The following is a 26,029-nucleotide window of genomic DNA, read 5'->3' as shown; positions in this document are numbered from 1 at the left end:
GAAATTGAAGATGAGAGTTGTGTTCCATGTCGATGAATTAGGTAAGCTTAGTGAAGCCCGTCATAATATTCAAAACCTGTTAGCTGCAGATAAAAATGCGGCAATTACTTTAGTTGTTAACGGGGAGGCCATTCAAGGCTATTTGCTGCCAGCTCAGCTTGAGTTTATGAAAGACTGTCCAACAGTCAGCTATCTTGCCTGCAACAACGCCATGAAAGCCCACCATATAAAAAAAGAAGATCTGGCAAAGGAAATCGAGGTTGTCCCCGCTGGGGTGATGGCCCTTGTCCGTCTTCAGCATGAAGGGTACGCGTATATCAAACCATAGAAATAGCCGTGCTGCAAACCAGCACGGCTATCTGTTTTCATTCCATTTTTTGGGACTCCAAATGTTTCCTTCTAAAGCCACCTGTAAACTTTCGTTGTCATCCTCTAACTGTTCGATGTAACGAAGTGCTTCTTCAATTACCAGCTGATTCTGCTCATTTTTTAACGTCTGCAGCTGTTCAGCCAACCAAGTATTGCGCATGATCTTCACCTCATTATGAGTGTAACATAGGCCGATAGATCTGCTCTTTCTCCTGCTTGTTAACTTGCGAGCACATTGTTAGAACAAGAAGTACTTCAAGCGTATAATTAAAGGTGTAAAAACAGGAGGGAATTACTATGACAAACAAAGAAGAAATTAAAGGAAAACTAAATGAAGCAAAAGGTAAAGCGACAGGTGACAATAAAGATGAACTAAAAGGCAAGATTCAGCAAGGCATGGGCAAAGCGAAAGAAAAAGCTGAGGATACTGCCGATGATGCTGCTGGAAAAATGAATAAGAAGATCGACGAACATAAAGAAAAAGAATAGAAGAAATGGACCCGTTAGCTCCCCCACAGCTAACGGGTCTATTTTGTTGTTAAAAGTTAATATCTTGAGAAGCTAGCCAGAATAATCCGGACTCAATACTATGAGTAACCTGATCATCAAAGTAAAAACTAGGTGTGTTAGGCTGTTGAAGTAAGGTCTCATTTTGAGTCAAGGTCTGACTTAGCGACTGTGGTGAAGTCTTTCCTGCAGAAATGACAAAATATTTTGGAGCAATAACCACATTGTAAATTGAAACGAGATTCACCAGATTTTTCAGAAAGGTCTCTTCAGAAGCTGGCAGCTCCGAGTCCATCAAAAACGGCAGAAATTTTGCCTCTTTAGCCAACGATTTTTCCCCTTCAATTAGCTGACCATCAGATAAAATGGTTACCCCAGGCATACTATGAGGAGGGTAGTATATTCCAACAATGGTCGTTCCCTCCAGAATATTTTGGTCCAGCGAATAACCAATCGTAAACAAATGTGCATCATTTTGAATACGGACAGGTACATCTGTTAGCTTAGCTAAATCTCCTACTATATCCCAACCGTTCAATTCCTGCTTCCAGCTCGATATTAAGGTTCCTTGAAAGACTTTTCCTGGAATGGAAATACTAATGGCAACGATAGGTACCACAGCAGAATGAATAACTTCTTTTAACTTCTCCAGCAGATCACTTCTAGTTAACTTATTCAATGCTAGCGAACCATAGCGACTTTCTTTCCTATCTTGAAAAATAAGTATGAAGGGATAGTGACATGGTATGCTTAAGGGAGGTCTTACAAGAGGAATTAGTAGGTTGAATAATTGTATCTAAAGCTTTAACGCCTTAATTAGTATTTTCCGAATTTTATTGTCCACTTTTTGGTACCTTCAGACGTTGTATAGGTGAAAGGAGAAAATCAAATGAAAAAGGATGTGAAATTTGAAGAAGTTCTGCTTTCGTTGGGGCAAGAGATGACAAACCTCTTGGTAAAAAGAGGCAGTTCTTTTGAGGATGCAGAAGATGCGGTATCTCAGACATATCACACCATATTTTCGATTCTTCCCGAAATTACGCAAGACAATTTGAGACCGTGGTTTTTTCGAGTATCTTTTAACAATTATATAAACATTTATAGGAAAAAAAGAAGGGAGCAGGGGTTCGTTCATAACTACCATGTTTTTCAATCAGACTTTTCAGAAGAACACTCGAAATTATTTGAATTGATTGATTCATTGACTGCTGCAGAACAAGAGTTAATCCTGCTTAAATACTTTTATCAACTGTCCTATAGCGACATTTCTGATTTATTAGGGATATCCATCGAAAATGTACGCAAGAAACTATACCGAAGTCGGAAAAAATTAAAGAAAAGCTTGGAGGACTGATCATGGATTTAAACAAAAGCATCCAGAAAGCAAAAAGAAAAAATCTAGTACGAATTGCAGGTATCTCAATACTGATTACTCTGGTTAGTTTAGGCTTATTGATCGTTGCCTTAGATAAAATCGCAACAAATAATTACCGCAAATTAGACAAAGCCTTGTTCAATTATCAAACAATTGCTGCACCAAATACTCAAATCGATTCTCAAGTAATTGCCAACAGTTCTTTCTTGGGTGGAGATGTTGTAACGAACCAATCCAAAAATATTGATGGGTATATCGTACCTTGGAGCAGCTTACGCAGTAAATATACAACTTGGCGTAATTCGATTGATTATAATGAGTTGACAAATTCTTGGTACCATTCAGACCAAAATTCCTATGAGTACAATCGACAGACTAAACAAAAGGTGGCGACATTTTATCATCCTAGTATTAAAAAGTATTATGATAATGTGAAGAATGAATTACCTGAACTAAAAAAAATGGATAATTATGTTGCCGAAGTGGCCATTTCCTTTGATCGACCGTACACTTACCGTGAAGTGCAAGAAATGCTGCCAGAAAACATCAATGTTGTGTGGCTTTACTTATTTTCGGAAGAGAGGGATGAACGTGTTGGGCCTTCCGGCATGCCGGTGTATGGCTTCCAATTGAGCAACGATGCAAAAAATAATTCAGCCGATAAAGATAATTTCTTTGATTCATTTGACACACATTTTGCTTCCGCTGGTAATAAGCAAGCCGCTGCCTTTATTAAGGAAAACAAAGATAAGAAAATGGATGAGTTGCCAGTACTGGGCGTCATGGTAACCGGGCAAACCCAGAACCTTACTGAGCTAGAGAATCAATCCTATATCAGAGGCAGTTCAATCGGCGTAACTGTCCCAACAGTTCCATACATTACACCAGAAAAATAGCTTTGCGTTCAGTCTGAACGTTAGACAAAAGAAGTTCAAGTACTTTGCTACCATTTTTAAAAGACAATCCTAATTTTAACTCCATTGCAATAGGCAAATTAAAAAGCTGCGTAACCGACTTCTGAGACGTTTACGCAGCTTTTGCAGTATTTATTTTATTGATCATTCTCTAGCTCATACGTTTTATAGCTCTTCGACTCATACAAATCTTTGGTTGTTTGTCCACCATTTTGCGAATAAACACTGGTAGACTTTTCAGCCAAATTCTTTTCCTCAGTCTCTAAACGTTCCAAAGAATTCTTGTAGACAAAGTCAGTAGGATCCACTGGGTGAAGACCTTCGTTATTGTAAAAGCGCAATAAATCACCATTGTTAATCTTATTAGACATCTCCAATTGAGTCGCCACTTGTTCTTTCACAGCTTCAGCCTCACTAGGCATTTCACTGATAATCCCACCAGTCTGTGTATGGTACAGAGAACCGCGATGATACGTGTACTCAGGAGAAATAAAGTCACCATTTCTAAAGGCTACCATTTGATTATGTTGAGCAGAAAACAAATCTTGACCTAGGAAAGGATATTCCTGACTGTTGACCCCCAGCAAATGAAGCAGGGTAGGCAAAACATCTACCTGTCCGCCGTAAGTCGATCGAATACCGCCATTTTCTTGACCAGGAATATGGAACATCAACGGCACCTTCTGCATCTGTACCTGGTCATAATTGTTCCAAGACTGACTATCTTTTCCTAACAAACCAGCCATGCTTTGATTGCGTGATTCTGAAATACCATAATGATCCCCATAAAAGACTAAAATAGAATTCTCGTATAGTCCGCTAGCCTTCAGATAATTCACAAATTCCTCCACTGAACGATCCAAATAATTTTCCGTAGCAAAATAGCCGTTGATGGTTTTATCCTCGGTAGCCGCCATTGGGAAGCCTGCTTCATCATTTTTCAGCGGAGCATAAGGATAGTGATTTGAAACCGCAATAAACTTCGTATAAAACGGCTGCTGCAAATGCTCTAGATAAGGCACCGATTGCTGGAAAAAAGGTTTGTCATGCAAACCATATTGGAAGGAATTGTCCTCGTTCACATCATAATAGGAAGCATCAAAGAAATTCTGATAGCCAAACCGCTTATACGTTTCATTTCGATTCCAAAAATTCCCTGCATTGCCATGGAAAGCGGCGCTAGAATAGCCTTGAGTCTGATTCAGAATCGCCGGTGCAGCATAAAAGGTATTTTTATCCCCCATTTGACTAAACAACGATCCTTGGCTCAAACCAAATAACGAGTTTTCCAGCAGAGTTTCAGCATCACTGGTCTTACCAGCACTAACCTGATGGAAGAAATTCTCAAAGCTAAAGGTGCTCTTATCATGATAAAGCTGATTAATGAAAGGCATCACTTCATGTTCTTCGCCGTTCTCATCCTTTAATTTATAATCGATCACAAATTGCTGTGTACTTTCCAAATGGATATAAATCACATTTTTTCCCTTAGCAATACCAAACAGCTCGCTATTCGGTTCTGCAAAATGCGCGCTAGTGTAATCCTGAACTTCCACTAGCTCATTAGGACTCGCTTCAGCCCGAACCTGGTAGGTATTGTAAGTCTGGATGCCATCTAGTGCTGTGTAAACATTCATTCCTAAATATTTCACCAAATAGCTTCTAGAAAAGTTCCGAGTGAGAAGGCCAGTCCGACTAGTTTCAGCTAAAAACAAATTGCCCGAAAAAAGTAAGAGTGCGCCAAGAGATACCGCAAATGCTTTACGAGCTCGAATTCGCTGCGTAGACATCTGAAGCTTTTTCTTCCACAGAAGAAACGGCAGAATGAACAAATCAATAAAATACAACAGATCGCTAAGATGAAGCAGCTGCAGCGCACTTTCACCTAAGCCGCCGCTTACCTTGCCTACCCCCAGCATCGTATTGACTGTCAGAAAATCCGTAAATTCCCGATAATACATAATATTGGCGAACAGTAGAATCAGCTGTATCACATATAAAACAAAGGCTGTAATGTAGGCCAGCTTTTCTCTTCTTATATAGAGGGAAAAAGAAAGAATCAAAAGACTTGAAGCCAATGGATTAATCAGCAAGATAAAATACTGCAGCGCATTATCAAGCCCTAAATCAAACTCTACAAAATAAGCAAATAGCGCCTTCATCCATAGCAATAAAACCAACAGGAAAATGAATCCAATTCGCCCATTAAGCCAACCACCCAATTTATTTTTCATTTAAAAATTCCTACTTTCAATCAATAGCTATAGTCTATTTTAACATCTTTGAGCAGGTATAAGTTTTTTTACAGTGAAATTTAAAGAATAAGGGTTAACATGATCGGTCCGTGGGATTGGGCTGACATATCCTGTTAAGAGGTTGCGCACTTTTCAGTCAAAAAACCAAAGCGAAAAATAGACAAAGAAAAATGCCCACGTAAATAATGAGAGCATAAGAGGCGTAGAGAGAGATTACTATTTGTTGTATTCGTTGAATTTGTTAATCAAGCTCACAGTATCATTTTGAGCTAATTTACCAAGGCTTTGACTTTGCTTAATCTCAACAAGTAGAGCATCGAATAATATACTTATATCAAGGATAGAGTGAGTTTTTAATCCAGCTTTTCCCAGTCCTTTTGTCTATCTTTCTTCCCAAAATCATCTGGAAAGTGGACAGTAGCTAGATAAATATCATAGTTAGCCGTGCTTCACCCACTCCTTAACATGTTCTGGGGCATCATCTGGGACAATAAGAGAGCCATCACCATAAGTTTTTAGACTAACTCTTTTAGATTTTTTAGGATTTGAGATAGTTGGAAAAACATTGTCTTCGATTATTTTACGAAAGATGAATGCTTTGATCTCGTTACCACTTGTCAAGCCTAAATCATCTAAAGCTTTCTTTTCGTCGTCTGTTAACTCCATTTTAACAGTTGTCAAAACTATCAAACCCTTTTCTATATATTTCATCCAGCTCTTACTAACTAGTAAGGATAAGGGATAATTTGTTGGATTGCTATATTTATAAGTAATATTATAACACGGAAACGTTGATTTATTAATGTTCTTGCGATTTCTTGGCTTTGCGGAATAAAGGTATCTAGAAGCACAATATCCGAATATATTAACAAGTATTTTGCGACTTCTTACACTGTATTTTTCCAACTTCTTCTAGACGGTAGTAAGAAATTGTACAACCAAGGGATAAGTATAGACATCACTATAAAAGTTAGAATATTCTGCGTTTCTAAAATTATACTAAAATTCTAGTTATAAAAAATAAAAAACGATCATTTGAAGCTTAATCTTATCTCGATAATGCCTGTAAATTTAGACAATTTGAATAGAAGGCAAATTATCTATGGAAAATACAAACAAAGCATCGGTGAGATTATTCGAGAATTATGCGAACGAAAGAGAGTAGAAATTCTCGAAGCAAATACTTGTAAAGACTACAGCCACCTACTTGTTAGCTTCCCGCCCAAAATAAGTATTGCTCAATTCATAGGTTATTTGAAAGGGAAAAAATAGTTTGATGATTTTCGATCGTCACTCCAATCTGAAATATCGTTATGGGAATCGAAAGTTTTGGTGTCGAGGCTATTATGTGGACACAGTAGGACGAAATAAGGAGAATATATTCGTAATTAATTACAAGACGATTATGCAGCAGATCAGCTAACATTATTTGAGGAATATGATCCGTACAGCTGTAGGCGCCCAATCAACGAATATTTTCCGTATAAACACGAACGTTAAGTCTAATTAGTTGATGCATACTATTTACAAATGATAGCGGATGAGCTATCATCAGAGTATGGAAAAGCCAAAGTTTGATTTTATTAGAAGGAAAGATGGATCAAGTGAATTTGAAGATTTTTTGAATTTAATTCCAGAAAAAGATTCTGCAAAACTTTTAGCAGTAATCAAAAGAGCCGAAGATCATGGATTGCTGGTTGCTCAAAGAATGGAATGGGTAAAAAAACTAGATTCTGACTTATACGAGCTACGATCAAAAGTCGGAGGTAATATTCAACGAGCAATCTATTTTCAAAAGGTCGGAAACGAATATCTTATAACTCATGGATTCACTAAAAAGCAGCAACGAACACCCAGAAGTGAGATTGAACATGCTAGACGGATGCGTGAAGAATATGAGAAAGGAAAATAATTATGAACAAGATTGATGAACTAATTGCAAAGAAAAAAGCGGAGAGTGCGACTTTCGCCGCTGAATATGAAAAGGAGTCGCAACGTTTGGATGTTGCGGTTGCTTTGACACAATTAAGAAGTGAGCTTGGTCTTTCTCAAAGAGAGTTAGCAGAACGAGTAGGCAAGCCACAAAGTACAATTGCTCGTATTGAAAATGGCTCAATGAACCCTAGCTTTAGCATTCTCTATGAGATTGCTACAAAAGTAGGTAAAGAGCTGCATATTGAATTTAAATAGATCATCCAGTTGGGGCAATCAGCTAACTTTTAATGGCTAAAAAAATCTATCAAATAAATGATAGCTTTAACGAATGAATTATTAATTCTAGTTATCATTGAGGCAAGGAAAAAAGGTATACAGAATGCTTACCTAATATTCAACTTGTTTACTCATTGGATAATCCGTATCAAATTGAACTAAATCCCATAAATTTCCGTATAAGTCTTTGAATACCGCAACAGTACCATAATCAGCTTTTTTAGGTTCTCTTATGAATTCAACTCCCTTAATGCGGAAATAAATCTTTGTTAGCTTGTTGTTTATTAGCGAAACCAAACGTAAAAGAATAATACAAAAACTGAGCAGGGTGTCTAAAAACATCTGCTCAGTTTTTTTACTATTGAGATTTTCTAAGCTGTTCGGTGAAGGATGCTATTTTATCCTAGTGCTCTTTTTTCTAATTGCTACTAAAACTTTGCTTCTCATAAGCACAAGTCCAGAATTACTTATCCTCATCATACAGCTTTTTTTCTAAACGCTTTTGTCCAAATTCGCCAATAGAATACAAAACGCCAATAATTACGCCTATGAAAATAGTTGAAGAGACGAAAGTGACTCCTAAAACAGCAAGGAAGTGTCCATCCATTATGCCGGTGTACTTATTACCATAAAGAGAAAAATTTCTAACCCCACTAACGACAGTTATAAGCAATCCGATAGCAATTGTTAAAGGTACAATCAATTTTTTCATGTTCATCGGGTAATCAAAAGAGTTAAAACCCAAAGTTGAGCTTCGAATCGTAATGTAAAGGACAGCAATAGCCATAATGACTAATTCAGTCGTATATTCTGCAACTGGCATGTCCAAAATATATGTCTTAATAAATATGGATAGGGATAATACGCCAATCACTAAAGCAAAGCCTTCACTTTGAATTTTGTTGTTCAATTGTACGGTTCGTTCATCTTTATTTTTATTCTTTTTCATAGTAATCCTCCCAAAATAAGTCGTTTAAGGTTTTATTCAGTGTTTTACAAATGGCAATACAAAGCTTCAATGTTGGGTTGTACTTGCCAGCCTCAATCAATCCGATTGTTTGTCGGGTAACGCCAATCGCGTTAGCTAGGTCTTCTTGACTCACATCACATTCAATTCTAGCCATCTTCATTCGTTTATTCTTCATGTCATGAGTATATCCTTTCGCCAAATTTGATAAACCTAGTATATTTTATATCTGACTATTTGTAAAGTATATATTGCATTTTGAATCATATAAGTTCCTAAAAAGAAAATTAGCACATACTTATAGCGTCTTATTATAGCAAAACACTCACAATGATCTGCTGAGCGTGGTACCTTATTTTGGTGATTGATTGATCAATAGTGCAACAGTATACTGTGAATATTTTTACCTAGTAATCAACACGCGTATTCATCGCTCAGTCTTTTTACAGTGTTGTCCATTAGGAGAAGTGCAATTTAAAATTCAACCTGCCATAATAGTAGGTTCTCAAGAGCCTATTTACTTGTGAGTTTATAAAAAAGAAGCTCGCCTTTTTTTGAACCAAGTACAATTACTGCAATAAAATAGTTACAGGTCATAACAAGCAAACTATTTTGCACTGTTTTATAGTACAGGGATTCAACTTACATCCGAAAACCAAAGAACATACAATAATAAATGAAAAGGAGGGCAAACGAATTCGAAGAAGTAGAAAAGAGAACGGAAAGTATCCCATATTGAACAGAACGCTGAAACTAAAATGAGCAATAACCTTGATATGACAAAGTTCACGAGCTGTGCATGGTATCATAAGAGTAGAAAAATAAACTAATTAGGAGCGGTATTATGCTGACGCTGAGAAGAAAAAACATGCTGAATGATTTGAAAACTTCACCTGACTATATCTCTGTAGAGACGTTCATCAGAAAATATTCTGTCTCTAAGCGAACAGTTTATTATGATATCTCAAAAATCAATGAATGGTTGAGACAATATCAGCTGGTTCCGATTCAATATTCAAAGATTTCCGGCTACTATCTTGAAGAAGCAACGGTTGAAAAGCTAAGTCTGGAACTCACAAATGAAGAAATCATAGTTACTCGATTTGATGCCGAAGAAAGAAAATTCCGCACGTTTCTATGCCTGTTTTTCTCAAACAAAGCCGTCACTATTTCTCGGTTGGAAGAGTTGAACGCAGTTACAAAAAATACCGTACTGAAAGATTTAAAAACACTCTCGTCACAAGAAGCTATCCAACTATCCGTGGATAAGGACGGTCATTACCTAAAGCCAGAATCGGAAAAACAAACGAGGAAATTTCTCTTCAGAGTAATTCAATATTATGCCTATCGTTCTCACTACGGATTAGACCAAATCTTGTCAGTGTTTGATGAATTTATCGTCGAAGCAGAAGCTTTTAGATCAGATGTGACCCGTTGCTTGGCTATCATTGATCAAGCAAAAAATAAATACGCTATTGTCTATACAGATGAAATCCGATACTTGCTGAGTGTATTTGCTGGATCAATTAACATTCGAATCAATACCAGCTTAATTGAAAACTCCCTCATTAGTGAAGAGCAGCCGCAAGATGAATCTTCGGAGATAAAGATTGCTGAGCAGCTTTTGAAAACGACTGAATCCAGTGAACTTCAATTTTTTGAAACCTTTTTGATTAGTGGACAGCTGAATGGGTTAAGAAATCGAAAGAGAAATACGTCGATTGATAAGGAATTATTTAGTATCACTGTGCGGATCGTGGCCTCTTTTGAACGGTTGTCAGGGGTGTATGTTAATCAAAAAGAAAGTTTTTTAGAAGAATTCTATTCTCATCTTTATGGAGCTTACTACCGGTTGATCTACGATATTCCAAACATTAACCCAATTTTGGATCAACTAAAAAAAGAGTACCAAGATATCTTCACCATTGCTAAATTGTCTGTTCGCTCATTAGAAGAGTATGCAAAAAGAAAATTTTCAGAAGATGAGATTGGCTTTATTACGGTCTATTTTGGTGGAGAAATCAAAAACCACGTTGAAAAGACTGAAAAGAAGAAAGTGATTCTCGTGTGTGCCAGTGGAATTGGAACAGCGAATTTATTATCGATTCAGTTGACGAATGAGATACCAGAAATTAATGTAGTTGGCCCCTACTCGAAAGAAGAGTTCACACTCTTAGAACCATCAATGAATCCGATTGATTTAGTTTTATCAACGATTTATTTAGAAACGGCTACGAATCATCCCTTTATGCAAATCGAGCCATTCTTGGGAATTGATCAAATAAAGGCGATTCGGAAACAATTAGGAACAGATATCACAGGCTACCAGATCAGGCATTACATGGACGGGGTCTTGGATATTATTGAAAGTTACGCAACGATTCATGATGAAGAAAAAGTAAGAAAAGAATTGACGAACTTTATATTTAATCGGACATCTGTAACTGCTGGAGGGAAACCTATGTTGAAAGACCTATTAATAGAAGAACATATCCAATTTTTACACTCTGTAAGTGATTGGAAAGAAGCGATCCAACTGGCTTCTGAGCCGCTTATTCAAGGAAAACAAATTGAAACTCGCTACGTTGAAAAAATGATCGAGGATGTTGAAAAATTCGGTCCATATGTTGTTATTGCACCAGGTGTAGCTATTCCGCATAGTAGACCGGAGAACGGTGTGAACCAGCTTGGGATGAGTTTGCTGAAGCTTGAGGAAGGCGTTTCTTTTGGAGAAAAAGGAGACGTGAATTTGATCTTTATTTTGGCAACGGTTGACAATTCTCTACATTTGAAAGCATTAGCGCAATTATCGGAAATTCTTTCTGATGAAACAAAAACGGAAGAGCTATTTAAATGTGAGAACAAGCAGTCGATCATGGATTTGATCAAAGAAGGAGGAACAGAAAATGACTAAGAAAATTTTAATTGTTTGTGGTAATGGGTTAGGCAGCAGCTTTATGGTTGAAATGAATATCAAAAAAGTTCTTGCCGAAATGGGTCTAGAGATGGAAGTAAGCCATACGGACTTAACTTCTGCGAAGGGTGAGGTCGCTGATCTTTATATTGGCGATAAATCGATTGTAGAAAACCTTGAAGATGGAAAGAAAAACATTCAAGGATTGGTTAATTTAATGAGTAAAAAAGACCTGCAGGCGGCCATTGAAAAAGGATTCGATTTATAAGGAGGAGATAAAATGCTCGATATTTTTGTACGCGATATTTTAGGAACTCCTTCAATCCTGATTGGAATATTTGTTTTTATCGGTTTATTGCTTTTGAAAAAACCCTTTACGAATATACTAACTGGGACGATAAAAACGATTATGGGGTTCATTTTGCTGGGAGCCGGTGCGGGAATTATCTCGGGAACACTAACGATTTTTAATCAGATGTTCACTCAAGCTTTTGGGCTTCAAGGAGTGGTAACGAATACAGATGCGATGGGTGCTTTGACCAATGAAAAATACAGCACGGCAGCTTTCATTCTGATTTTTGGTATGGCAGTCAATTTGTTGATCGCGAAGTTCACTCGTTTTAAATATATTTATTTGACCGGACACCTTACTATGTACATGTCTGGGATGCTCGCAATGATCTTTAGTGGAGTTACTCCGTGGCTGGCGGTAGTTATCGGTGCTATTATTCTAGGAGCTTATATGGCAATTGGGCCAGCACTTATCCAGAAAAACACGATACTGATAACAGATTCCGATGACTTTGCGATTGGTCATTCAGGAACAGTCTCGTATCTTCTCGCTTCAAAATTAGGCGGCATTATTGGAAACAAGAGCAAATCGACAGAAGATATCAATGTGCCAAAAGGCTTATCCTTTCTCAGAGATTCTTCTATCGCAATTTCTCTAACGATGACCATCTTATTTGTAATTGTTGGATTCTTTGCAGGGCCTGCATATATTGAAACTGAATTAAGCTCAGGGCAATTCTTTGTCGTCTTTTCTTTAATTCAAGGAATTACTTTTGCGGCAGGGGTTTATGTTGTATTAGCTGGTGTGAGAATGGCTTTGACTGAAATTGTTCCCGCATTCCAAGGAATCGCGGACAAAGTAATCGTAGGAGCAAAACCGGCTCTTGATTGCCCGATCGTCTTCCCCTTCGCCCCGAATGCAGTAATTATTGGCTTTATCTCAAGTTTTTTAGCTGGGCTATTGGGAATGCTGCTACTTAGCTTTTCGAAATTACCCGTGATTGTTCCAGGCATGACGCCACATTTTTTCACCGGTGCGACAGCGGCTATCTATGGCAATAGTACAGGGGGAAGAAGAGGAGCAATTGCCGGTGCGGTAATGAATGGCTTGCTGATTTCCATCTTGCCCGCTGTCTTTATGGCGGTGGTAGGTGGACTTTCAAATAATATGACCTTTGGAGATCCCGATTTCACGGTCGTGGGACTCTTCTCTGATTTCATTGCAAAACTACTAAACTAGGAGGCAACAACATGACAAACACGAAAACATATATTGAGGAATATAATCAAGATTTTTTTCACGCGATCTCCGAAATTGATGTAACATTTATCGAAACCTTGAAAAATGAAATCAATCAAGCACGAGTAGAGGATCGAAAAATATTTATGCTGGGAAATGGCGGGAGTGCCGCTTCTTCCAGTCATTGGGTAGCAGATTTCAGTAAAAATATTACGGTGGAGCAGGATAAGCGATTGCATATTCAGAGCTTAGTAGATAACAGTCCGCTTGTGACGGCGTTGTCCAACGATGTCGCTTATGAAGAGGTTTTTACTGAGCAATTGAAAAACTATTTAAAACCAAAGGATCTTGTTATTGGTTTATCGGTGTCAGGTAATTCACCGAATCTTGTCAGCGCATTCAAATATGCCAAAGACAATGATGCGACGGTCTTTTCGATCTTAGGTGATTACAATGGCGAAATGAAAACCTACTCAGATTACTGTGAAGTGATTCAATCAAAGAATTACGGGGTAGTTGAGGATGCACACATGTATTTCTGCCACGTTATTTCTCAGTTATTGAAGAATGATTCGGAAGAGAAATACGCGTAACTACTAGTTCAGTTGGGCATTTGTTTGAATAAAAAGAGAGCAGGAGATCGAATCAACCGTTGATTCGGTCTTTTTGGCGGCAAGGACAAGGATCAAAACGTCATCTGGAAAATGAATATTTTTTGTTTGCTAAATATGATAAGGTTAAAGAAATCGTTTTATTTTCAGAATGGGGAGGGTGTCCGATGCGTGAGCAAATTGTACAGTACGTCAGACAAAATACAAAAATCAATCAAAAAGATAAATTGCTCATTTCTTTGGAAACGAAAGATATTACAGATTCACTGGGGTTTGAGAGAACAAGAGTAAGTAAAGTATTGAATCAAGAAGTCAATGAGGGGCGTTTCTTAAAGGTTAAGGGAAAACCAGTCAAATATATTTATAACTTTTTAGCGTTAGAGCAAACAACCTGGAGAGATGTGAATGATTTGTGGAAGGCTATTTTCTCTCACAAAAAGGAACACAAGGAAGATGCTAAGCTGGATGCTTTCTCAAAGCTGATTGGCTACGACGGCAGTCTTTCACATGCTGTCAACCAAGCGAAGGCAGCGATATTGTATCCGCCTAGGGGAATCCATACGTTGATTACGGGACCAAGCGGTGTCGGAAAAACTACCTTTGCGAAAACAATGCATGAATATGCCTTAGATATCGGCCAATTAGAAGAGAACGCACCGTATGTTTATTATAATTGTGCGGATTATGCTGGGAACTCTCAGCTGCTTCTCTCTTTCTTGTTTGGCCATGTAAAGGGAGCTTTTACAGGTGCGGATAAAGAGAAAAGTGGATTAGTGGATGCTGCCAATGGGGGGATCTTATTTTTGGATGAAATCCATCGACTGCCTCCAGAAGGTCAAGAAATGCTTTTTTCGATCCTTGATAATGGGACGTTTCGGAGACTTGGAGAGAATAATAATGAGCAGCACCAAGTGGATCTATTATTAATTGGAGCGACTACAGAAAATGTCGATGAGAGTATCTTAGCGACTTTTCGACGACGTATACCGAACGTTATTCATTTGGAAGGGTTGAAGAGTAAAAAAACAGAAGAAAGATTTCAGCTGATTGAGAGCTTTTTTAAGTATGAATCCACCAAGATCCAAAATCAAATGAATGTTCACAAGGATGTGATCAAGTTTTTCTGCATTTATGACTGTGTGGGAAATATCGGACAGCTTAAAAATGATATTCAAATGATCTGTGCCCGTGCGTTTGCTGAAGCGATTATCAGTGATGCAGAAACGATCGAAGTAACGAGTGGTCACATGCAAATGAATGAAGAACAACGAATTTTATTTGCCAAAGAAAAGCGCAATGCAGTAGTAACAAGCAACTTCTTGGATAGCGTAGGTTCTCAAATATTCTTTAATGGGAAGAATATTAGTCGTGAGACAATCGGTGGGAAATCTCTCTCGATTGATACCTATCAAGAGGAGCAAGTCCTTTATCAAAGTATCTTAAATATGTATTCTGAAATGGCAAGTGCGGATCAAGCATTTGAGACAACCGATATTAAAAGAAAATTGGAAGAGTTTTTCTCCATCGAATTGCCAGTGGATAATAAAGCCTTTCAATTAGGCAAAATAATCTCTCCAGAAGTATTCGATGGAGTAAAAGAACTATTCGATCGGGTAAGTAAAGAAAGAAAACTGCTCTTCGATAATCAAGTCCGATATAGCTTGGCCCTTCATATTGAATCAGTTAAAGTTAAGCTAAAATCAGGACGATTGGAATCACCCGCAAAAACGCGCGAAAAAAAGTATTCCGATCGTTTTGGTATCTATCAAATTGTCTATGATTCTTTAGGAAAACACATCAATATCAAATTACCCGATCACGAAATTTTGGCAATCTGCATGTTTTTAGAAGCTGTTCAAGTCTCAAAGCAAAATAATGGTGTGGGCGTTCTGATTGTCATGCATGGAGACAGCACGGGCAGCAGTATGGCGAAGGTAGCAAATGATCTGCTAGATTGTGATCACGCGAAAGCGATAGATATGCGATTAACAGACTCGTTTACCGACATAGTTGAGCTAGTAATAAAAGAGATAAAAAGGGAAAACTATCATAATGGACTCTTATTACTTGTAGATATGGGGTCATTAGTGAGTTTAGATCGAATTGTTTCAGAGCGCACAGGACTGAATGTAAAGCTGATCAGCTCTGTTAGCACACCGATTGTTTTAGAAGCAACGAGAAAATCACTACTTCCCGGCATGACTGTAAATGAACTTATCAAGCAAATTGCTCATGATGCGGCTTATTTGGAAGGGGCAAAGGCCGCTTCAGTTATCAGTGCCTATAAAGATGAGAAAAAAGATTTAGCAGAAGTTTTGCGATACGATGCTCGAATCTTCGAGTTGATCAAAGATTCGACCAACTTTATTGAGACAAAAAAATCAATTCCGTTAATAAATGAAGCAATCAGTAAAATATGCAGTCATTTGAAATTAGTCATCACAGATGCGGTTTATATCAAGATGCAGTTCCATTGCCACAGCATGATCGAGCGAGGAATTCGGAAAGAACCCCTCGTCAATCCAAGAACGGCGGAGGACATTTCACAGCATGCACACATTTATAAAGTTCTTCGTACGGAAATGATTCTAATCGAAAATGCATACACAATTAAACTAAGTGATGATGAGATGGCGTATTTGATCGAGATAATCATTAATCTCGAAGGATAGCTCCGTGCACACAAGTTAGAATGCGGTCTTCGCAGCTGCACACATCAAAGGAATAAAATGCACACATTTGGAGAATCCTCCTTTATGTGTGCATTTTGCTTTCTTTAGGTATGCTGAAGCGCGTTTTAGCGAGTTGGCACGATACTTGCTTTTAGTAAAGTAACAACAAAGGAGGAAAAATGTATGAAAAATATTGTTTATTCACGAGTTGATGATCGCTTGGTGCATGGACAGGTTATGACCGCTTGGGTTCAAACGACTGGAGCCAATTGTGTGGTCATTATTGATAACCAAGTAGCCAAGGATACGTTTTTACAGATGGTTATGAAACAGTCGATGCCTGGGAAGATTAAGTTGGAGGTACTAACGATTGAACAAGCGGTTGACTATCTAAGTAAAGACGATCCCAAGCTAAAACTATTTGTTCTCGTGAAAACGCCAAATGTAGTGCTTGAGCTGGTTGAAAAGGGTGTCAATTTTCAAAGTTTAGGTGTTGGCGGAATGGGAGCCAAGCCTGAAAGAAGTCCATTGTATCGTAATATTTCAGCTTCAGAGGATGAAAAAGCTGCCTTGGTTAAGCTGCAAGAAAAAGGATTAGATGTCTTTTTCCAAGTAACACCGGATACTAACAAAGTTCAACTTTCGTCAGTTCTTTAAAGAGGGGGAACCAACATGCAAATTTCACTTATTCAAGCGTTTTTAATTGGCGTTCTATATTATTTTACTGTTGCAAATAGTCCTTGGTTAACAGGGTTGACCAGTGTTTCTGTCCGGCAGCCGATTGTGGCAGGGACGATCGTAGGTATTATCTTGGGGGACCCGTTAACCGGATTAATTATCGGTGCGACAATCAATGGATTCTTTATTGGTTTTATCTCACCGGGAGGATCTGTTTCCAGCGAACCAGGTATTGCCGGGATAGTTGGGACCGCTTTAGCCATTATGTCCAGCTCTTCACCAGAAGTAGCGATTTCCCTAGCCGTTCCTTTTGGATTAGTTGGAACACTGATTTGGAATGTCAGACAAACCATCAACTCATTCTTTGTTCAATGGATGGATCGTATGGTAGAAAAAGAAACCTATCATAAAATCATGTTCATTCATTTAGTTCCGTCTCAATTATCTACTTTTGCGATTAGCGCGATTCCTGTGATGCTGATTTTAAAGCTGGGAGGCAGCTCTGTTTCTTCCCTATTAACGTTTCTAGAAGGAACACCGATGAGTATTCTTAGTGCTATCGGCGGTGTTTTACCAGCTCTGGGGATTGCCTTAACCCTTAAAGTAATTATGAATCGAAAAGGAATCATTCCTTTATTCCTGTTGGGCTATTTCTTAGTTGTTTATGCAGAATTGCCAATGATGCTATTAGCAGTTTTTGCCACGATCATTGCTTATTTCTATGCAGACTTAAAATTTAAAGATGAAGCGGAGGTCTAAAAATGGACAATCAAATGAATGAGATGACTTTTGACGAATCCCGTAAATTAACGAAAAAGGATTTAAACAAAGCCTTTATTTACTGGACCAGCTTAGCACAAACGACTTATTCGTGGGAGCGAATGCAGGGTCCGGCGATGGCAGGGACAATGATCCATGTCATGGAACGCTTGTATCCAGATGCCAACAAATACAAGCAGGAAAGAAAAGAAATGATGGCTCGCCATATGGAATTCTATAATACCGAGCCTTGGTTAACAGGGCCATTTATTTTAGCCGTTGTTCTCTCCATGGAAGAAGAAAAAGCAGCGGGTGTTCCTATTGAAAGCGAAGATATTTCAGGTATGAAAACTGGTTTGATGGGACCTATGGCCGGTGTTGGGGATACATTACGACAAGCAACTTTAGTTCCAATTATCGGCTCTATTGCGATTGCGCTAGGGACTGGCGGGAGCTTCTTTGGACCAATCTTTTATATGGTGGCGACACTAGGGATTAACTACGGTATTTCTTACTTTGGGTTTCGCAAACTATTTACGAAAGGAAAAGAAGGAATTAGCGAAATCTTCTCTGGCGGTTTATTAGAAAAGTATATGACGATGGCAACCAGTGTTGGGGCAGTGACAATCGGCGGGTTAGCTGCAAATACAGTGAAGCTTTCCTCTTCGGCGGTCATTAACTTAGGAGCCAATAAGATGGTTATCCAAGAATTATTCGATAAGATCATTTTAGGGATTTTACCATTGTCGATTATTTTTCTCACCTTGTATTTGTTAATGAAGAAGAATCTTAGCTCTACCAAATTGCTATTGATTTTAGTCATGATTGCAGTCGTAGGAGTTTTGATTGGATTTATTTAGAACGGGGAGGAAGTATTGATGAAGGCAATTATTATAGGTGCAGGTAGAATAGGTAGAGGATTTGTGGCGTCGCTATTAAAACGCAATCAGGTAGAGCTGACATTTTTTGATGTGAATCCATCGGTGGTGGAACAGCTAAATGAGTATAAAACGTACACCGTTCATGTTTTGGGAAACGCAGAAAAGGATACAGTTATTGATCATTATCAGGCATATTTACTCTCTGATAAAGAACGACTGGCAACAGAATTGGCAGAATCCACCGTTGTTTTCACTGCAGTAGGCGGTAAAAATCTGGCAGGTGTGGGAGAAAAAATTTCAGAAGCTTACCATGAGTTGTATCAGCAAAATCAGCTTCCCAAAAATGTATTCATCACCTGTGAAAATTGGCTCACACCAGCGGAGGAACTTCACGAAGCGATTCTAAATGGTTTATCTGAAGCGGAGCAAAACAAATTTGAAGACGGAAATGATGTTAGCCAAGCTGTAATTCGCGCTTCAGGAACCTCAGCACCAGCGGATTTTGATCTGAAAAACCAGATGGATACCTGGGTGCAGGATTATTGGGAGATTCCCGTCGATCAAGCACGAATAACGGTTAATCAACTCCCTGACTGGCAATATTTTAAGTTTGATCCGCAGTTTGGCAAGATGCTGTATCAAAAAATTTATACAAATAATACCAGTGTGGCGTTGATTGCCTACCTAGGTTCGCTAAAAGGGTATACAGTATTGAGTGACGCAGCGAACGATCCTGAAATAGTTGAACTACTTGATCAAGGATACGATGAGATAAATCGAGCGTTGATCGCTCAATTGCAGGTATCAGAAGAGAGTCAGCTGGAGTTTTCTCAGATTGCCAAAGAAAAATACCAAAGTCGAACAATTATTGATGCTGTGGATCGTATCGTTAGAGATCCAATTCGCAAGTTATCGCCGACCGATCGCTTAATCGGCCCTGCAAAGATGGCCTTAGACTCAGGGTTTGAGCCTAGGGCACTTGCTAAAGCAATCGCAGCTGCGCTTTACTATGATAACGAGGAAGATCCGGTTTCCGTAAAGCTGCAGGAGATGAGAAAAGAAAAGGGAGATATCAAAACGTTAGAGGAGCTGTCTGGACTAAAAGAAAATGATGCTTTATTAAAATTGGTACTTGCGGCGATTGATGAGTTGAAAGAAAAAGAATGGATAAAGCAGGTGAAGGAAGATGAATAAAGTAGTCATTTTTGGCGCAGGTCAGACAGGTAGAGGCTACACAGCAAGATACTTAGTTGAAAAAAACGTAGAAATTGTCTTCGTTGATCAGGATAAGGAACTGATCCAGCGAATAAACCAAGATGGCTTCTTTTCCATTCATTTTTACAATAAAGATCGCACCCCTTTTATTGTAAAAAAGATTACCGGCTATCATGTGGAGGATGATTTATCCGAAGTTTTGGAAACAGCAGACATGATTTTTACCGCTGTAGGTGAACAAAACTTAAAAGCCGTTGCCACAACGATCCGTAAAAATTGGCAGTCGGATAGAAACCTGCCACAATTATTAACCTGTGAAAACGGCATTAACCCTGGAAAAGTTCTTCACGAAGCTTTAGTAGAAGTATTTGAACAGGATTTAAATTTTAACGTGTCACAAACGGCGGTATTTTGTTCAACAATCAATCTAGAACAAACACGGTTGGACATTTTGTCACAAAATATCACCCACTTCCCTTATGATACCGATCATTTTGAGGGCACACTTGATTTTAATGGAGCAGAAAAGATCCATGATTTTGAAAACTATTTAAAACGTAAAATTTATACGTATAACTGTTTTGCTGGGATCATAAGCTATTTAGGGTATCTTAAAGGCTACGAATTATTTGGTGACGCCGCAAATGATCCTGAAATTTTAACGATGATCGATCAGCTTCAGGAAAGCTTGAATCCTAGCTTGGCAAAATATTTTAACATTCCCCTAGAAGAGCAAAAAGACTTTTCTGACAAAGCGATGACTAAGTTTAAGGATCGGGCAATTATCGATTTCTGTATTAAAAACGGTCGGGCAGCCAAACGTAAGCTTGGCAAAACCGAACGAATCTATGCACCCTATACGATTATTAGACAAAATGAGTTGGATACAGAGATTTTACCTTTTAATGCAGCTGCGGCATTGGTTTATTGGGAAGAACTACAAGGGATCACCGAACCCGAAATGCCTAGTGACCACCGAAAATTACTGGCTGAACTGTTAGAAATCAAAGAGGATGCACCTTATATAGAAAAGACCTTGTATTATTATCAAGAAATCAAAAAAAATCGAGAATCCATTCAATTGCTAAATTTATTGAATAACTAAGGGAGTGAGCAGCTTGATTGATATTGTAGTCGCTACACACGGACCACTAAGCAAAGCTTTTGAAGAAACAGTAACGCTCATTGTCGGAGAAACAACCCCCATCACTTATGTTGGCTTCTTTCATGGCGATGATGTAGAGCATTTAGAACAAGAAATTCAATCGAAAATCTTTACTTCTTTAGAACAAGGGAGACAAGTTTTGGTTTTTATCGACCTGCTGGGTGGCAGTCCATCAAATCGGAGTGCTTTAATTTTAAATAAACTGAACGAGAATACGCCCAATGTCGAGTTCGTCGCTGGTGTGAATCTCCCGATGTTAATCGAAGCGGTCGTTAACAGTCAGACAGTCGGAAATGTTCAAGAACTTAAAGAAAAAGCGATCACCGCAGGCAGTGAAGGTATTGCCGACTTAAAGCAACTATTTAATGTGAATGGAGGAGATCCGTCATGAAATTATTGCCTTCGTTAATGTGTCTTGATTTTTCTCAAGTTGATTCGGAAATAAAAAAATTAGATGAAGCAGGTGTCGATGGCTATCATATTGATGTAATCGACGGACACTTCGTCAAAAGCTTTGGATTAGGACAGCAGGATATCCAAGCAGTAAAAAGAGTCTCCAAGAAACCATTGGATGTCCATTTAATGACGAAATCACCTTATCAGTTTATCGATTATTTTGAATTGGTTTCAGGGGATATGGTTCATATTCATCCAGAGGTAGATCCTGAACCCAGTAAAACAATTCAAAAAATAAAGGAAAAGGGACTTAAAGCAAGCATTGTCCTAAGTCCCAGCACTTCTATTTGCACTATTCAAGAGCTATTGCCAATGGTGGATGCTGTTCTTGTAATGACAGTTAATTTAGGCTTTGCTGGACAAAAATATCTTGATCTTGTCGATGCAAAAATTCAACAGCTTGCCAATTTAAGAGAGGAAAAAGCCTATTCCTTTGAAATCTATACAGATGGGGCACTATCGCCTGATAAAATAGAAAACCAGCTCAAAATGAGTGTGGATGGATTTGTCTTAGGAACCTCAGCTTTATTTAAAAAAGAAGAGACTTACGATAATCTGATTAAATCTTTGAGAAGTTTAGAAGCATAACAAGACAATTACAAAGATTGCTTTCGACTTCTGAGGACTCAAAACGAATGCTGTTTCTTGTTGAAACAAGCTCATAAAGCTATAAAGAACTCTAATAATCATGTATGAAAATAGATAGTACAGAACAATCCATTATGTGTAAATGAATGCGGCTCTAAGGAAATGATCAAGTTCCTTGAGTCGTTTTTTTTCGGTTGAAAGGTTTTCTAAGTTTAAAATGCTATAGAGAAAAATCGAAAAATAAAAATCCCGACTTGGAATTGGGTATGAAGTAAATATTTTTCAAATTCATTGAGCAGTAGATTCAAGTAAAGATTTCTAAGGCACCCGCCAAATACATACTACTTGCCACTTATTTTTGCAATAGTTTCCTGATATCTTCTGAGAGTTCCGAAGCAGCTAGATCCTTCTAAAAAATATTCTGATGTCAATGAACAAATTCTTCAATCCAGCTTTCATTTATGTAGCAGAAAAATAGTAACCCTCTACTCAGATAAGAGGTGCCGCGCGCTGGCACCTCAGTAGCACCATTTAAGACGGTGACTGTGAGAGTAGAATCTATTTCTTGTTCTGTCGATCAATGGTGATGATCAAGGTCGCAAAGGCAATTGCCAGCGTCAACGCTTGAAACACAGTCATGGCGGAGAATCCTTTCCTAGGGTAAGCATACAAGCATCCCTCCTTTCAGGGAGTTCAGCCACCGCCAGAAACACTGCTCAATTAAGTGTCACCCCCTTTACGACAGGTGAGGGCAGGGAAGAAAGGCAGTTTAGCGTTTCTTCTTCGTCCCTTTTTTCTTCCTCTTGGCTTCATGGAAGGCTCGAACTCGATCTACCTGAGCCTTTCGCGGGTTGATCGGTTTAACAGGAGCTTCAGGTTCGTGTGATTCAGTCGCTTCAAGCAGCTGTTTAGCTGAATCATTTGGAAGAGGATTAAATTTCATTTCTTCAGAAACAGCTGCTAGCGGCACAGAAATTTTTGCTGGAACAACAGCTGGAGCGGTTCTCTTCATACCAGCAGCTTCTACTGCTTTCACTGAAACAGGAGCTACTGGCCCTTGTTCAGCGGGTGCAGCCAGTGTTTTTACAGCTTTTTCTTCTTCTAAAGCGATGGCAGCTTCATCAATTTTAGTAACTTCTTCAGAGACTTGGGATACTTCTTCAATCACAAATTGCGGTGTAAATACATTATCTGGATCTGCTACATAAGCTTGTGGGGCTGGTTTTGATAAATCAAAGAGTGGTGTTTCAATCGTTTCTACGAATTTAGCAGAAACCACCTTTTGAAATTGCTTCACATTGTCTTTCTCAAATAACTTCAGTGTGGTTAGGGTTTCTAATGACGTGCGAATTTCCTCAGGTGTTAGATTTGGATTAGGTTCATTGTAAGACCAACGGTGTCTTTTTCCCATTTCGTCTTCAAATGAAGCATTTAGTTTTAACATATAGATCTCTCCTCTTTTTTCTTTTTTTATTATTTTCAGGAACTTTCTGCTGCAGACAGATCAGTTCCAAGGGTATGGGCTTCAGTGACTTCAAATAATTCAGTAGTGACAGGTTCAGCTGGAAAACATCGCGCAGTCAGCTTTTGCCACTCATCTTTGGTAAAATAGTCCGCAAAGAAAAAGAAGTAACGGCGAAGGGCACGGTTAATCGTTGCTTTGGAAAATAAATGCCGTACCAATCCCTTCATAAATAAGTGAAAGCTTGTGTCGCCTAGCTGGTAACGAACTTTAGCGGCTAGTAAAACTTGGATAGTGACAGTACTATCCTGTGTTTCTTGATAGAAGTTCAGAATTTTTTCTTCTAATTTTTCTTGTTTTGAATGAAACAGCTGATGAGTGGTAAAAGGCTGTTCTGACATCGATTAATTCCTCCTTTAGCACCCGCAGGACTCAGACTGCGGGGCTATTTTTAATGTTTTCAGTATGTTTTTAGTGATGACTTCGAAAATGTCTAAGCGAACGAAGCTTTTATAATAAGTGACTAAAAGATCGTTGTTTCTTTGGTAGTAATAAATTCAGCACTTTGGATCGCCGCAAACTGACGAATGCCATGCTTTTGAAACAGATTTAGTTGAGTCATTCTCTCAAGTGTTTCCTTCATTTCTTCTGCTGTTTTACTCTTATTGGGCGTTTCATAAGACCAAGTTTGCTTCTTTCCATCTTCCGTTTGAAATCTAGCGACTAGTTTAGTTGTAGGCATAGTTAACCTCCTTTATTTAGTAACTCGTGTTTGGTTTGTTACAATCACGCTGTCCAACGAGCTGCCGTCAGGTGCTAGGTCAGCCATTATTTCCCCTAATGCTACGATGTCGGCTTCCGCTGGATTATTGACGATATTGCTGAAATTGACTTTCTTTTGTTTGTCTTCGCCATTCTGTTCAATTTGGACCTGCAATTTTGTTCCTAGTAGTTGGATCATTTTTTTCATTCCTCCAATGGTGTTGTTTTATTTTTCGTTTTTGTGTCCCGGCCGGTGACTAAACAATAAATAATTTTTCAAAAAAAAGCTATAGGGACCCCAGAGTATAATTCGGGCTTACAGGCCCTTTTCAAAAATCAAAACCTTGATTTAATAGGCTTTTGATTTTTGGAAAAGTGAAAAAAGGGGCTGGGGTACCAGAAAAGTTTTTTTAATCGGGGTGTTCTCCTTTTGTGGGGAAAAGCCGATAAACCTTGGTATATCAACGGAAAGGTCGGTTTAAGCTATTTTGGAAAAAAGATAAAATAACAAAATACGAAAAAATTAAGAACAAACAAAGAGGCAGTTTCACCTGATGAAAGGGAAACTGCCTCTATTTTCTAGTTATTTATTTTTGTCTGATCATACGGACTGTTCATCCAAAGGGAAGGCATCGAAGCCGCGATTTCTCTCTGCTTCAGCCTGATAGTGGGTCGTCCAGCGAGTCGAATATTGGTGATAATAAATACCGGACTCGAAAGGAAATTGCTGTAAAACTGGCTGCTTGCTTAACAGGAGTCCAAACGGTGTGTCTGGCAATTGTAAATAGTCCAGTGGTGTTCCGTAACGCGATCGTTTCGTTGGCCATGGTAGATCCCGTTCAGAACAGGCAAAAGCCAGAGCTGCATTCGCGGCATATTTGATAATGGTTTCTTTGCGGGTTTTGACAATCGCTCCAGGGCCACTGGCCATCTTGATGTAGGTTCGGCCAGAGTCTTCCCAAATGGTGTCAATGGATAAAGGATTGATCCAGATTGTATGCTCAATGGTGGTTAGTGGAAAAAGCACATACAGGGCATTCACCATGGGATGCAGGCGGCTCTGAAAAACGTTTAAATGCTGGTGTAAATGAGTGAACACCTGACTGGTAAGAGGGTAGTCATAGAAGGTTAGCGCTTCTTCCTTCCGCCGTAAGGTGGTCAGCGTTTTGAAGGGAGAATGGTAACACTGGTTCTCATCATAAAAGGTGAGGGTTGCATTTTGCCCAGGGATTGGTAGGACAAGGTGAGTCTGCATGATATCCAAGGTTGGGTAAATAGGATCGGCTCGCTCTAATTCACGCGCCCAATCAGGACCCCATTCTTGGCAGTTTAACAAAATATCGCTTTCATTCATCCATAATTCTTCATTTTTTATAGGTAACATTGATTCTCACTCCGATCATTTTTTAGGGTATAATTTTTACTTGTCCCAGTTATTAAGGGGATACTAATATAGTACATTTAACCGATTCATTTGGGAATAGTGTAATTAATAAAAAACACTAGTTAATAACTTTTATAAACTGAAAAATTCACAAACTTCTATTTGTAAATTCCAATAAACTATATCGTTGTATTATAATGAAATGAGAAATAATTGAGGTTTTAACTCGCTTTTGTGGTGGAGAGAGGTTAAAAGTTATCATTCATAGCAGAAAATATATCTTAGTCTTAACAAAATTAAGAGGAATCGAGAAATCAAAACAAAATCAGTTGTAAAATTTATTCTTAACTGAA

General features: G+C 38.5%; 30 protein-coding genes and 1 pseudogene. 19 read left to right on the top strand and 12 right to left on the bottom strand.

What is annotated here, in order from left to right; translation table 11 throughout:
* Window positions 1-10: 10 nt before the first annotated feature.
* The gene (locus tag IGI46_RS22385) at window positions 11-328 is read left to right on the top strand and encodes a DsrE family protein (RefSeq protein ID WP_429965650.1); all 318 of its coding nucleotides are present in this window, start codon (window positions 11-13) and stop codon (window positions 326-328) included.
* 27 nt (window positions 329-355) lie between these two features.
* Here IGI46_RS22385 and IGI46_RS22380 read toward each other — a convergent pair whose 3' ends face one another.
* On the bottom strand, window positions 356-529 hold the full coding sequence (locus IGI46_RS22380; RefSeq protein ID WP_207703546.1) for a hypothetical protein: 174 nt from the start codon (window positions 527-529) through the stop codon (window positions 356-358).
* A 137-nt stretch (window positions 530-666) separates the two neighbouring features.
* On the opposite strand from IGI46_RS22380, the gene IGI46_RS22375 reads away from it, so the two are divergent.
* Window positions 667-858: a CsbD family protein gene (locus IGI46_RS22375; RefSeq protein ID WP_429965651.1), complete on the top strand. Its 192-nt coding sequence runs from the start codon at window positions 667-669 to the stop codon at window positions 856-858.
* A 49-nt stretch (window positions 859-907) separates the two neighbouring features.
* Here the strand turns inward: IGI46_RS22375 and IGI46_RS22370 are convergent, their stop codons facing one another.
* Entirely contained in the window at window positions 908-1,555 is a 648-nt protein-coding gene (locus tag IGI46_RS22370) for an ROK family protein (protein WP_429974323.1), read from the bottom strand.
* Between the two features lie 210 nt (window positions 1,556-1,765).
* Here IGI46_RS22370 and IGI46_RS22365 point away from each other — a divergent pair, with 210 nt between their 5' ends.
* Both IGI46_RS22365 and IGI46_RS22360 read left to right on the top strand, forming a co-directional pair.
* Window positions 1,766-2,230, top strand: coding sequence for an RNA polymerase sigma factor (locus IGI46_RS22365; protein ID WP_429974322.1), 465 nt, complete (start codon window positions 1,766-1,768; stop codon window positions 2,228-2,230).
* A 2-nt stretch (window positions 2,231-2,232) separates the two neighbouring features.
* Complete coding sequence (locus tag IGI46_RS22360; RefSeq protein ID WP_429974321.1) at window positions 2,233-3,147, top strand: anti sigma factor C-terminal domain-containing protein; 915 nt, start codon at window positions 2,233-2,235, stop codon at window positions 3,145-3,147.
* A 155-nt stretch (window positions 3,148-3,302) separates the two neighbouring features.
* Here the strand turns inward: IGI46_RS22360 and IGI46_RS22355 are convergent, their stop codons facing one another.
* Both IGI46_RS22355 and IGI46_RS22350 read right to left on the bottom strand, forming a co-directional pair.
* Complete coding sequence (locus tag IGI46_RS22355) at window positions 3,303-5,399, bottom strand: LTA synthase family protein (RefSeq protein ID WP_429974320.1); 2,097 nt, start codon at window positions 5,397-5,399, stop codon at window positions 3,303-3,305.
* A 459-nt stretch (window positions 5,400-5,858) separates the two neighbouring features.
* A complete protein-coding gene (locus tag IGI46_RS22350) occupies window positions 5,859-6,131 on the bottom strand; it encodes a hypothetical protein (protein WP_429974319.1) in 273 nt (90 codons plus the stop codon).
* Between the two features lie 375 nt (window positions 6,132-6,506).
* On the opposite strand from IGI46_RS22350, the pseudogene tnpA reads away from it, so the two are divergent.
* The 3 genes and pseudogenes from tnpA to IGI46_RS22335 all read left to right on the top strand — a co-directional run.
* Window positions 6,507-6,920: pseudogene (tnpA, locus tag IGI46_RS22345) on the top strand (IS200/IS605 family transposase); the annotation flags it as partial.
* 58 nt (window positions 6,921-6,978) lie between these two features.
* Window positions 6,979-7,332 (top strand): type II toxin-antitoxin system RelE/ParE family toxin, encoded by a 354-nt coding sequence (locus IGI46_RS22340; RefSeq protein ID WP_429965657.1) that lies wholly within the window; start codon window positions 6,979-6,981, stop codon window positions 7,330-7,332.
* 2 nt (window positions 7,333-7,334) lie between these two features.
* A complete protein-coding gene (locus tag IGI46_RS22335) occupies window positions 7,335-7,610 on the top strand; it encodes a helix-turn-helix domain-containing protein (RefSeq protein WP_429965658.1) in 276 nt (91 codons plus the stop codon).
* A gap of 132 nt (window positions 7,611-7,742) precedes the next feature.
* Here IGI46_RS22335 and IGI46_RS22330 read toward each other — a convergent pair whose 3' ends face one another.
* The 3 genes from IGI46_RS22330 to IGI46_RS22320 form a co-directional block, all read right to left on the bottom strand.
* Window positions 7,743-7,928, bottom strand: a complete 186-nt coding sequence (locus IGI46_RS22330) for a hypothetical protein (RefSeq protein WP_429974318.1) — start codon at window positions 7,926-7,928, stop codon at window positions 7,743-7,745.
* 166 nt (window positions 7,929-8,094) lie between these two features.
* The gene (locus IGI46_RS22325; RefSeq protein ID WP_429974317.1) at window positions 8,095-8,580 is read right to left on the bottom strand and encodes a DUF6773 family protein; all 486 of its coding nucleotides are present in this window, start codon (window positions 8,578-8,580) and stop codon (window positions 8,095-8,097) included.
* Window positions 8,567-8,776, bottom strand: coding sequence for a helix-turn-helix transcriptional regulator (locus tag IGI46_RS22320; protein WP_207703556.1), 210 nt, complete (start codon window positions 8,774-8,776; stop codon window positions 8,567-8,569). The genes IGI46_RS22325 and IGI46_RS22320 overlap by 14 nt, the downstream gene beginning before the upstream one ends.
* A 666-nt stretch (window positions 8,777-9,442) precedes the next feature.
* Here IGI46_RS22320 and IGI46_RS22315 point away from each other — a divergent pair.
* The 12 genes from IGI46_RS22315 to IGI46_RS22260 all read left to right on the top strand — a co-directional run bounded on the left by IGI46_RS22315 (window position 9,443) and on the right by IGI46_RS22260 (window position 22,068).
* The gene (locus tag IGI46_RS22315) at window positions 9,443-11,512 is read left to right on the top strand and encodes a BglG family transcription antiterminator (protein WP_429974316.1); all 2,070 of its coding nucleotides are present in this window, start codon (window positions 9,443-9,445) and stop codon (window positions 11,510-11,512) included.
* Complete coding sequence (locus IGI46_RS22310; protein WP_207703558.1) at window positions 11,505-11,780, top strand: PTS sugar transporter subunit IIB; 276 nt, start codon at window positions 11,505-11,507, stop codon at window positions 11,778-11,780. Before IGI46_RS22315 ends, IGI46_RS22310 begins: the two co-directional genes overlap by 8 nt.
* Before the next feature lie 12 nt (window positions 11,781-11,792).
* Window positions 11,793-13,043, top strand: a complete 1,251-nt coding sequence (locus IGI46_RS22305; protein WP_429965661.1) for a PTS ascorbate transporter subunit IIC — start codon at window positions 11,793-11,795, stop codon at window positions 13,041-13,043.
* 11 nt (window positions 13,044-13,054) lie between these two features.
* The gene (locus tag IGI46_RS22300) at window positions 13,055-13,636 is read left to right on the top strand and encodes an SIS domain-containing protein (protein ID WP_429974315.1); all 582 of its coding nucleotides are present in this window, start codon (window positions 13,055-13,057) and stop codon (window positions 13,634-13,636) included.
* A gap of 185 nt (window positions 13,637-13,821) precedes the next feature.
* Window positions 13,822-16,326 carry a sigma 54-interacting transcriptional regulator gene (locus tag IGI46_RS22295; protein WP_429974314.1) on the top strand — a complete coding sequence of 835 codons (2,505 nt, stop codon included), beginning with the start codon at window positions 13,822-13,824 and terminating at the stop codon, window positions 16,324-16,326.
* 183 nt (window positions 16,327-16,509) lie between these two features.
* Complete coding sequence (locus IGI46_RS22290; RefSeq protein WP_429974313.1) at window positions 16,510-16,983, top strand: PTS system mannose/fructose/N-acetylgalactosamine-transporter subunit IIB; 474 nt, start codon at window positions 16,510-16,512, stop codon at window positions 16,981-16,983.
* A 15-nt stretch (window positions 16,984-16,998) separates the two neighbouring features.
* A complete protein-coding gene (locus IGI46_RS22285; protein WP_207703563.1) occupies window positions 16,999-17,763 on the top strand; it encodes a PTS mannose/fructose/sorbose/N-acetylgalactosamine transporter subunit IIC in 765 nt (254 codons plus the stop codon).
* 2 nt (window positions 17,764-17,765) lie between these two features.
* Complete coding sequence (locus IGI46_RS22280) at window positions 17,766-18,623, top strand: PTS system mannose/fructose/sorbose family transporter subunit IID (protein WP_207703564.1); 858 nt, start codon at window positions 17,766-17,768, stop codon at window positions 18,621-18,623.
* Between the two features lie 18 nt (window positions 18,624-18,641).
* The gene (locus IGI46_RS22275) at window positions 18,642-19,838 is read left to right on the top strand and encodes an NAD-binding protein (protein WP_429974312.1); all 1,197 of its coding nucleotides are present in this window, start codon (window positions 18,642-18,644) and stop codon (window positions 19,836-19,838) included.
* Window positions 19,831-20,964: a hypothetical protein gene (locus tag IGI46_RS22270; protein ID WP_429974311.1), complete on the top strand. Its 1,134-nt coding sequence runs from the start codon at window positions 19,831-19,833 to the stop codon at window positions 20,962-20,964. The genes IGI46_RS22275 and IGI46_RS22270 overlap by 8 nt, the downstream gene beginning before the upstream one ends.
* A gap of 4 nt (window positions 20,965-20,968) precedes the next feature.
* The gene (locus tag IGI46_RS22265; RefSeq protein WP_429974310.1) at window positions 20,969-21,415 is read left to right on the top strand and encodes a PTS sugar transporter subunit IIA; all 447 of its coding nucleotides are present in this window, start codon (window positions 20,969-20,971) and stop codon (window positions 21,413-21,415) included.
* A complete protein-coding gene (locus IGI46_RS22260) occupies window positions 21,412-22,068 on the top strand; it encodes a ribulose-phosphate 3-epimerase (protein WP_429974309.1) in 657 nt (218 codons plus the stop codon). Before IGI46_RS22265 ends, IGI46_RS22260 begins: the two co-directional genes overlap by 4 nt.
* A gap of 769 nt (window positions 22,069-22,837) precedes the next feature.
* Here the strand turns inward: IGI46_RS22260 and IGI46_RS22255 are convergent.
* From IGI46_RS22255 to IGI46_RS22235, 5 genes are all read right to left on the bottom strand, one after another.
* Window positions 22,838-23,512, bottom strand: a complete 675-nt coding sequence (locus tag IGI46_RS22255) for a DUF2922 domain-containing protein (protein WP_429974308.1) — start codon at window positions 23,510-23,512, stop codon at window positions 22,838-22,840.
* Between the two features lie 35 nt (window positions 23,513-23,547).
* Window positions 23,548-23,931 (bottom strand): hypothetical protein, encoded by a 384-nt coding sequence (locus tag IGI46_RS22250; RefSeq protein ID WP_429974307.1) that lies wholly within the window; start codon window positions 23,929-23,931, stop codon window positions 23,548-23,550.
* 122 nt (window positions 23,932-24,053) lie between these two features.
* A complete protein-coding gene (locus tag IGI46_RS22245; protein ID WP_429974306.1) occupies window positions 24,054-24,272 on the bottom strand; it encodes a DUF2922 family protein in 219 nt (72 codons plus the stop codon).
* A 12-nt stretch (window positions 24,273-24,284) separates the two neighbouring features.
* Window positions 24,285-24,491: a hypothetical protein gene (locus IGI46_RS22240; protein WP_429974305.1), complete on the bottom strand. Its 207-nt coding sequence runs from the start codon at window positions 24,489-24,491 to the stop codon at window positions 24,285-24,287.
* 402 nt (window positions 24,492-24,893) lie between these two features.
* Entirely contained in the window at window positions 24,894-25,676 is a 783-nt protein-coding gene (locus tag IGI46_RS22235; RefSeq protein ID WP_429974304.1) for a hypothetical protein, read from the bottom strand.
* Between the last annotated feature and the right edge of the window lie 353 nt (window positions 25,677-26,029).

It is taken from the genome of Enterococcus sp. AZ163 (assembly GCF_050498925.1).
In the GTDB taxonomy this organism is placed as follows: Bacteria; Bacillota; Bacilli; order Lactobacillales; family Enterococcaceae; genus Enterococcus_A; species Enterococcus_A ferrettii.
The sequence above is the reverse complement of the archived record's forward strand: the minus strand, read 5'-3'. Positions and strand labels throughout refer to the sequence as shown.

Excerpts from the sequence above, each read along its gene's own strand:
- IGI46_RS22280 (WP_207703564.1), top strand. The coding sequence starts at position 17,766 with ATGGACAATCAAATGAATGAGATGACTTTTGACGAATCCCGTAAATTA.
- IGI46_RS22385 (WP_429965650.1), top strand. The coding sequence starts at position 11 with ATGAGAGTTGTGTTCCATGTCGATGAATTAGGTAAGCTTAGTGAAGCC.
- IGI46_RS22320 (WP_207703556.1), bottom strand. The coding sequence starts at position 8,776 with ATGAAGAATAAACGAATGAAGATGGCTAGAATTGAATGTGATGTGAGT.
- IGI46_RS22305 (WP_429965661.1), top strand. The coding sequence starts at position 11,793 with ATGCTCGATATTTTTGTACGCGATATTTTAGGAACTCCTTCAATCCTG.
- IGI46_RS22270 (WP_429974311.1), top strand. The coding sequence starts at position 19,831 with ATGAATAAAGTAGTCATTTTTGGCGCAGGTCAGACAGGTAGAGGCTAC.
- IGI46_RS22245 (WP_429974306.1), bottom strand. The coding sequence starts at position 24,272 with ATGCCTACAACTAAACTAGTCGCTAGATTTCAAACGGAAGATGGAAAG.
- IGI46_RS22310 (WP_207703558.1), top strand. The coding sequence starts at position 11,505 with ATGACTAAGAAAATTTTAATTGTTTGTGGTAATGGGTTAGGCAGCAGC.
- IGI46_RS22355 (WP_429974320.1), bottom strand. The coding sequence starts at position 5,399 with ATGAAAAATAAATTGGGTGGTTGGCTTAATGGGCGAATTGGATTCATT.
- IGI46_RS22290 (WP_429974313.1), top strand. The coding sequence starts at position 16,510 with ATGAAAAATATTGTTTATTCACGAGTTGATGATCGCTTGGTGCATGGA.
- IGI46_RS22260 (WP_429974309.1), top strand. The coding sequence starts at position 21,412 with ATGAAATTATTGCCTTCGTTAATGTGTCTTGATTTTTCTCAAGTTGAT.
- IGI46_RS22275 (WP_429974312.1), top strand. The coding sequence starts at position 18,642 with ATGAAGGCAATTATTATAGGTGCAGGTAGAATAGGTAGAGGATTTGTG.
- IGI46_RS22250 (WP_429974307.1), bottom strand. The coding sequence starts at position 23,931 with ATGTCAGAACAGCCTTTTACCACTCATCAGCTGTTTCATTCAAAACAA.
- IGI46_RS22300 (WP_429974315.1), top strand. The coding sequence starts at position 13,055 with ATGACAAACACGAAAACATATATTGAGGAATATAATCAAGATTTTTTT.
- IGI46_RS22240 (WP_429974305.1), bottom strand. The coding sequence starts at position 24,491 with ATGATCCAACTACTAGGAACAAAATTGCAGGTCCAAATTGAACAGAAT.
- IGI46_RS22360 (WP_429974321.1), top strand. The coding sequence starts at position 2,233 with ATGGATTTAAACAAAAGCATCCAGAAAGCAAAAAGAAAAAATCTAGTA.
- IGI46_RS22380 (WP_207703546.1), bottom strand. The coding sequence starts at position 529 with ATGCGCAATACTTGGTTGGCTGAACAGCTGCAGACGTTAAAAAATGAG.
- IGI46_RS22235 (WP_429974304.1), bottom strand. The coding sequence starts at position 25,676 with ATGTTACCTATAAAAAATGAAGAATTATGGATGAATGAAAGCGATATT.
- IGI46_RS22350 (WP_429974319.1), bottom strand. The coding sequence starts at position 6,131 with ATGAAATATATAGAAAAGGGTTTGATAGTTTTGACAACTGTTAAAATG.
- IGI46_RS22295 (WP_429974314.1), top strand. The coding sequence starts at position 13,822 with ATGCGTGAGCAAATTGTACAGTACGTCAGACAAAATACAAAAATCAAT.
- IGI46_RS22340 (WP_429965657.1), top strand. The coding sequence starts at position 6,979 with ATGGAAAAGCCAAAGTTTGATTTTATTAGAAGGAAAGATGGATCAAGT.
- IGI46_RS22335 (WP_429965658.1), top strand. The coding sequence starts at position 7,335 with ATGAACAAGATTGATGAACTAATTGCAAAGAAAAAAGCGGAGAGTGCG.
- IGI46_RS22375 (WP_429965651.1), top strand. The coding sequence starts at position 667 with ATGACAAACAAAGAAGAAATTAAAGGAAAACTAAATGAAGCAAAAGGT.
- IGI46_RS22365 (WP_429974322.1), top strand. The coding sequence starts at position 1,766 with ATGAAAAAGGATGTGAAATTTGAAGAAGTTCTGCTTTCGTTGGGGCAA.
- IGI46_RS22255 (WP_429974308.1), bottom strand. The coding sequence starts at position 23,512 with ATGTTAAAACTAAATGCTTCATTTGAAGACGAAATGGGAAAAAGACAC.
- IGI46_RS22285 (WP_207703563.1), top strand. The coding sequence starts at position 16,999 with ATGCAAATTTCACTTATTCAAGCGTTTTTAATTGGCGTTCTATATTAT.
- IGI46_RS22325 (WP_429974317.1), bottom strand. The coding sequence starts at position 8,580 with ATGAAAAAGAATAAAAATAAAGATGAACGAACCGTACAATTGAACAAC.
- IGI46_RS22315 (WP_429974316.1), top strand. The coding sequence starts at position 9,443 with ATGCTGACGCTGAGAAGAAAAAACATGCTGAATGATTTGAAAACTTCA.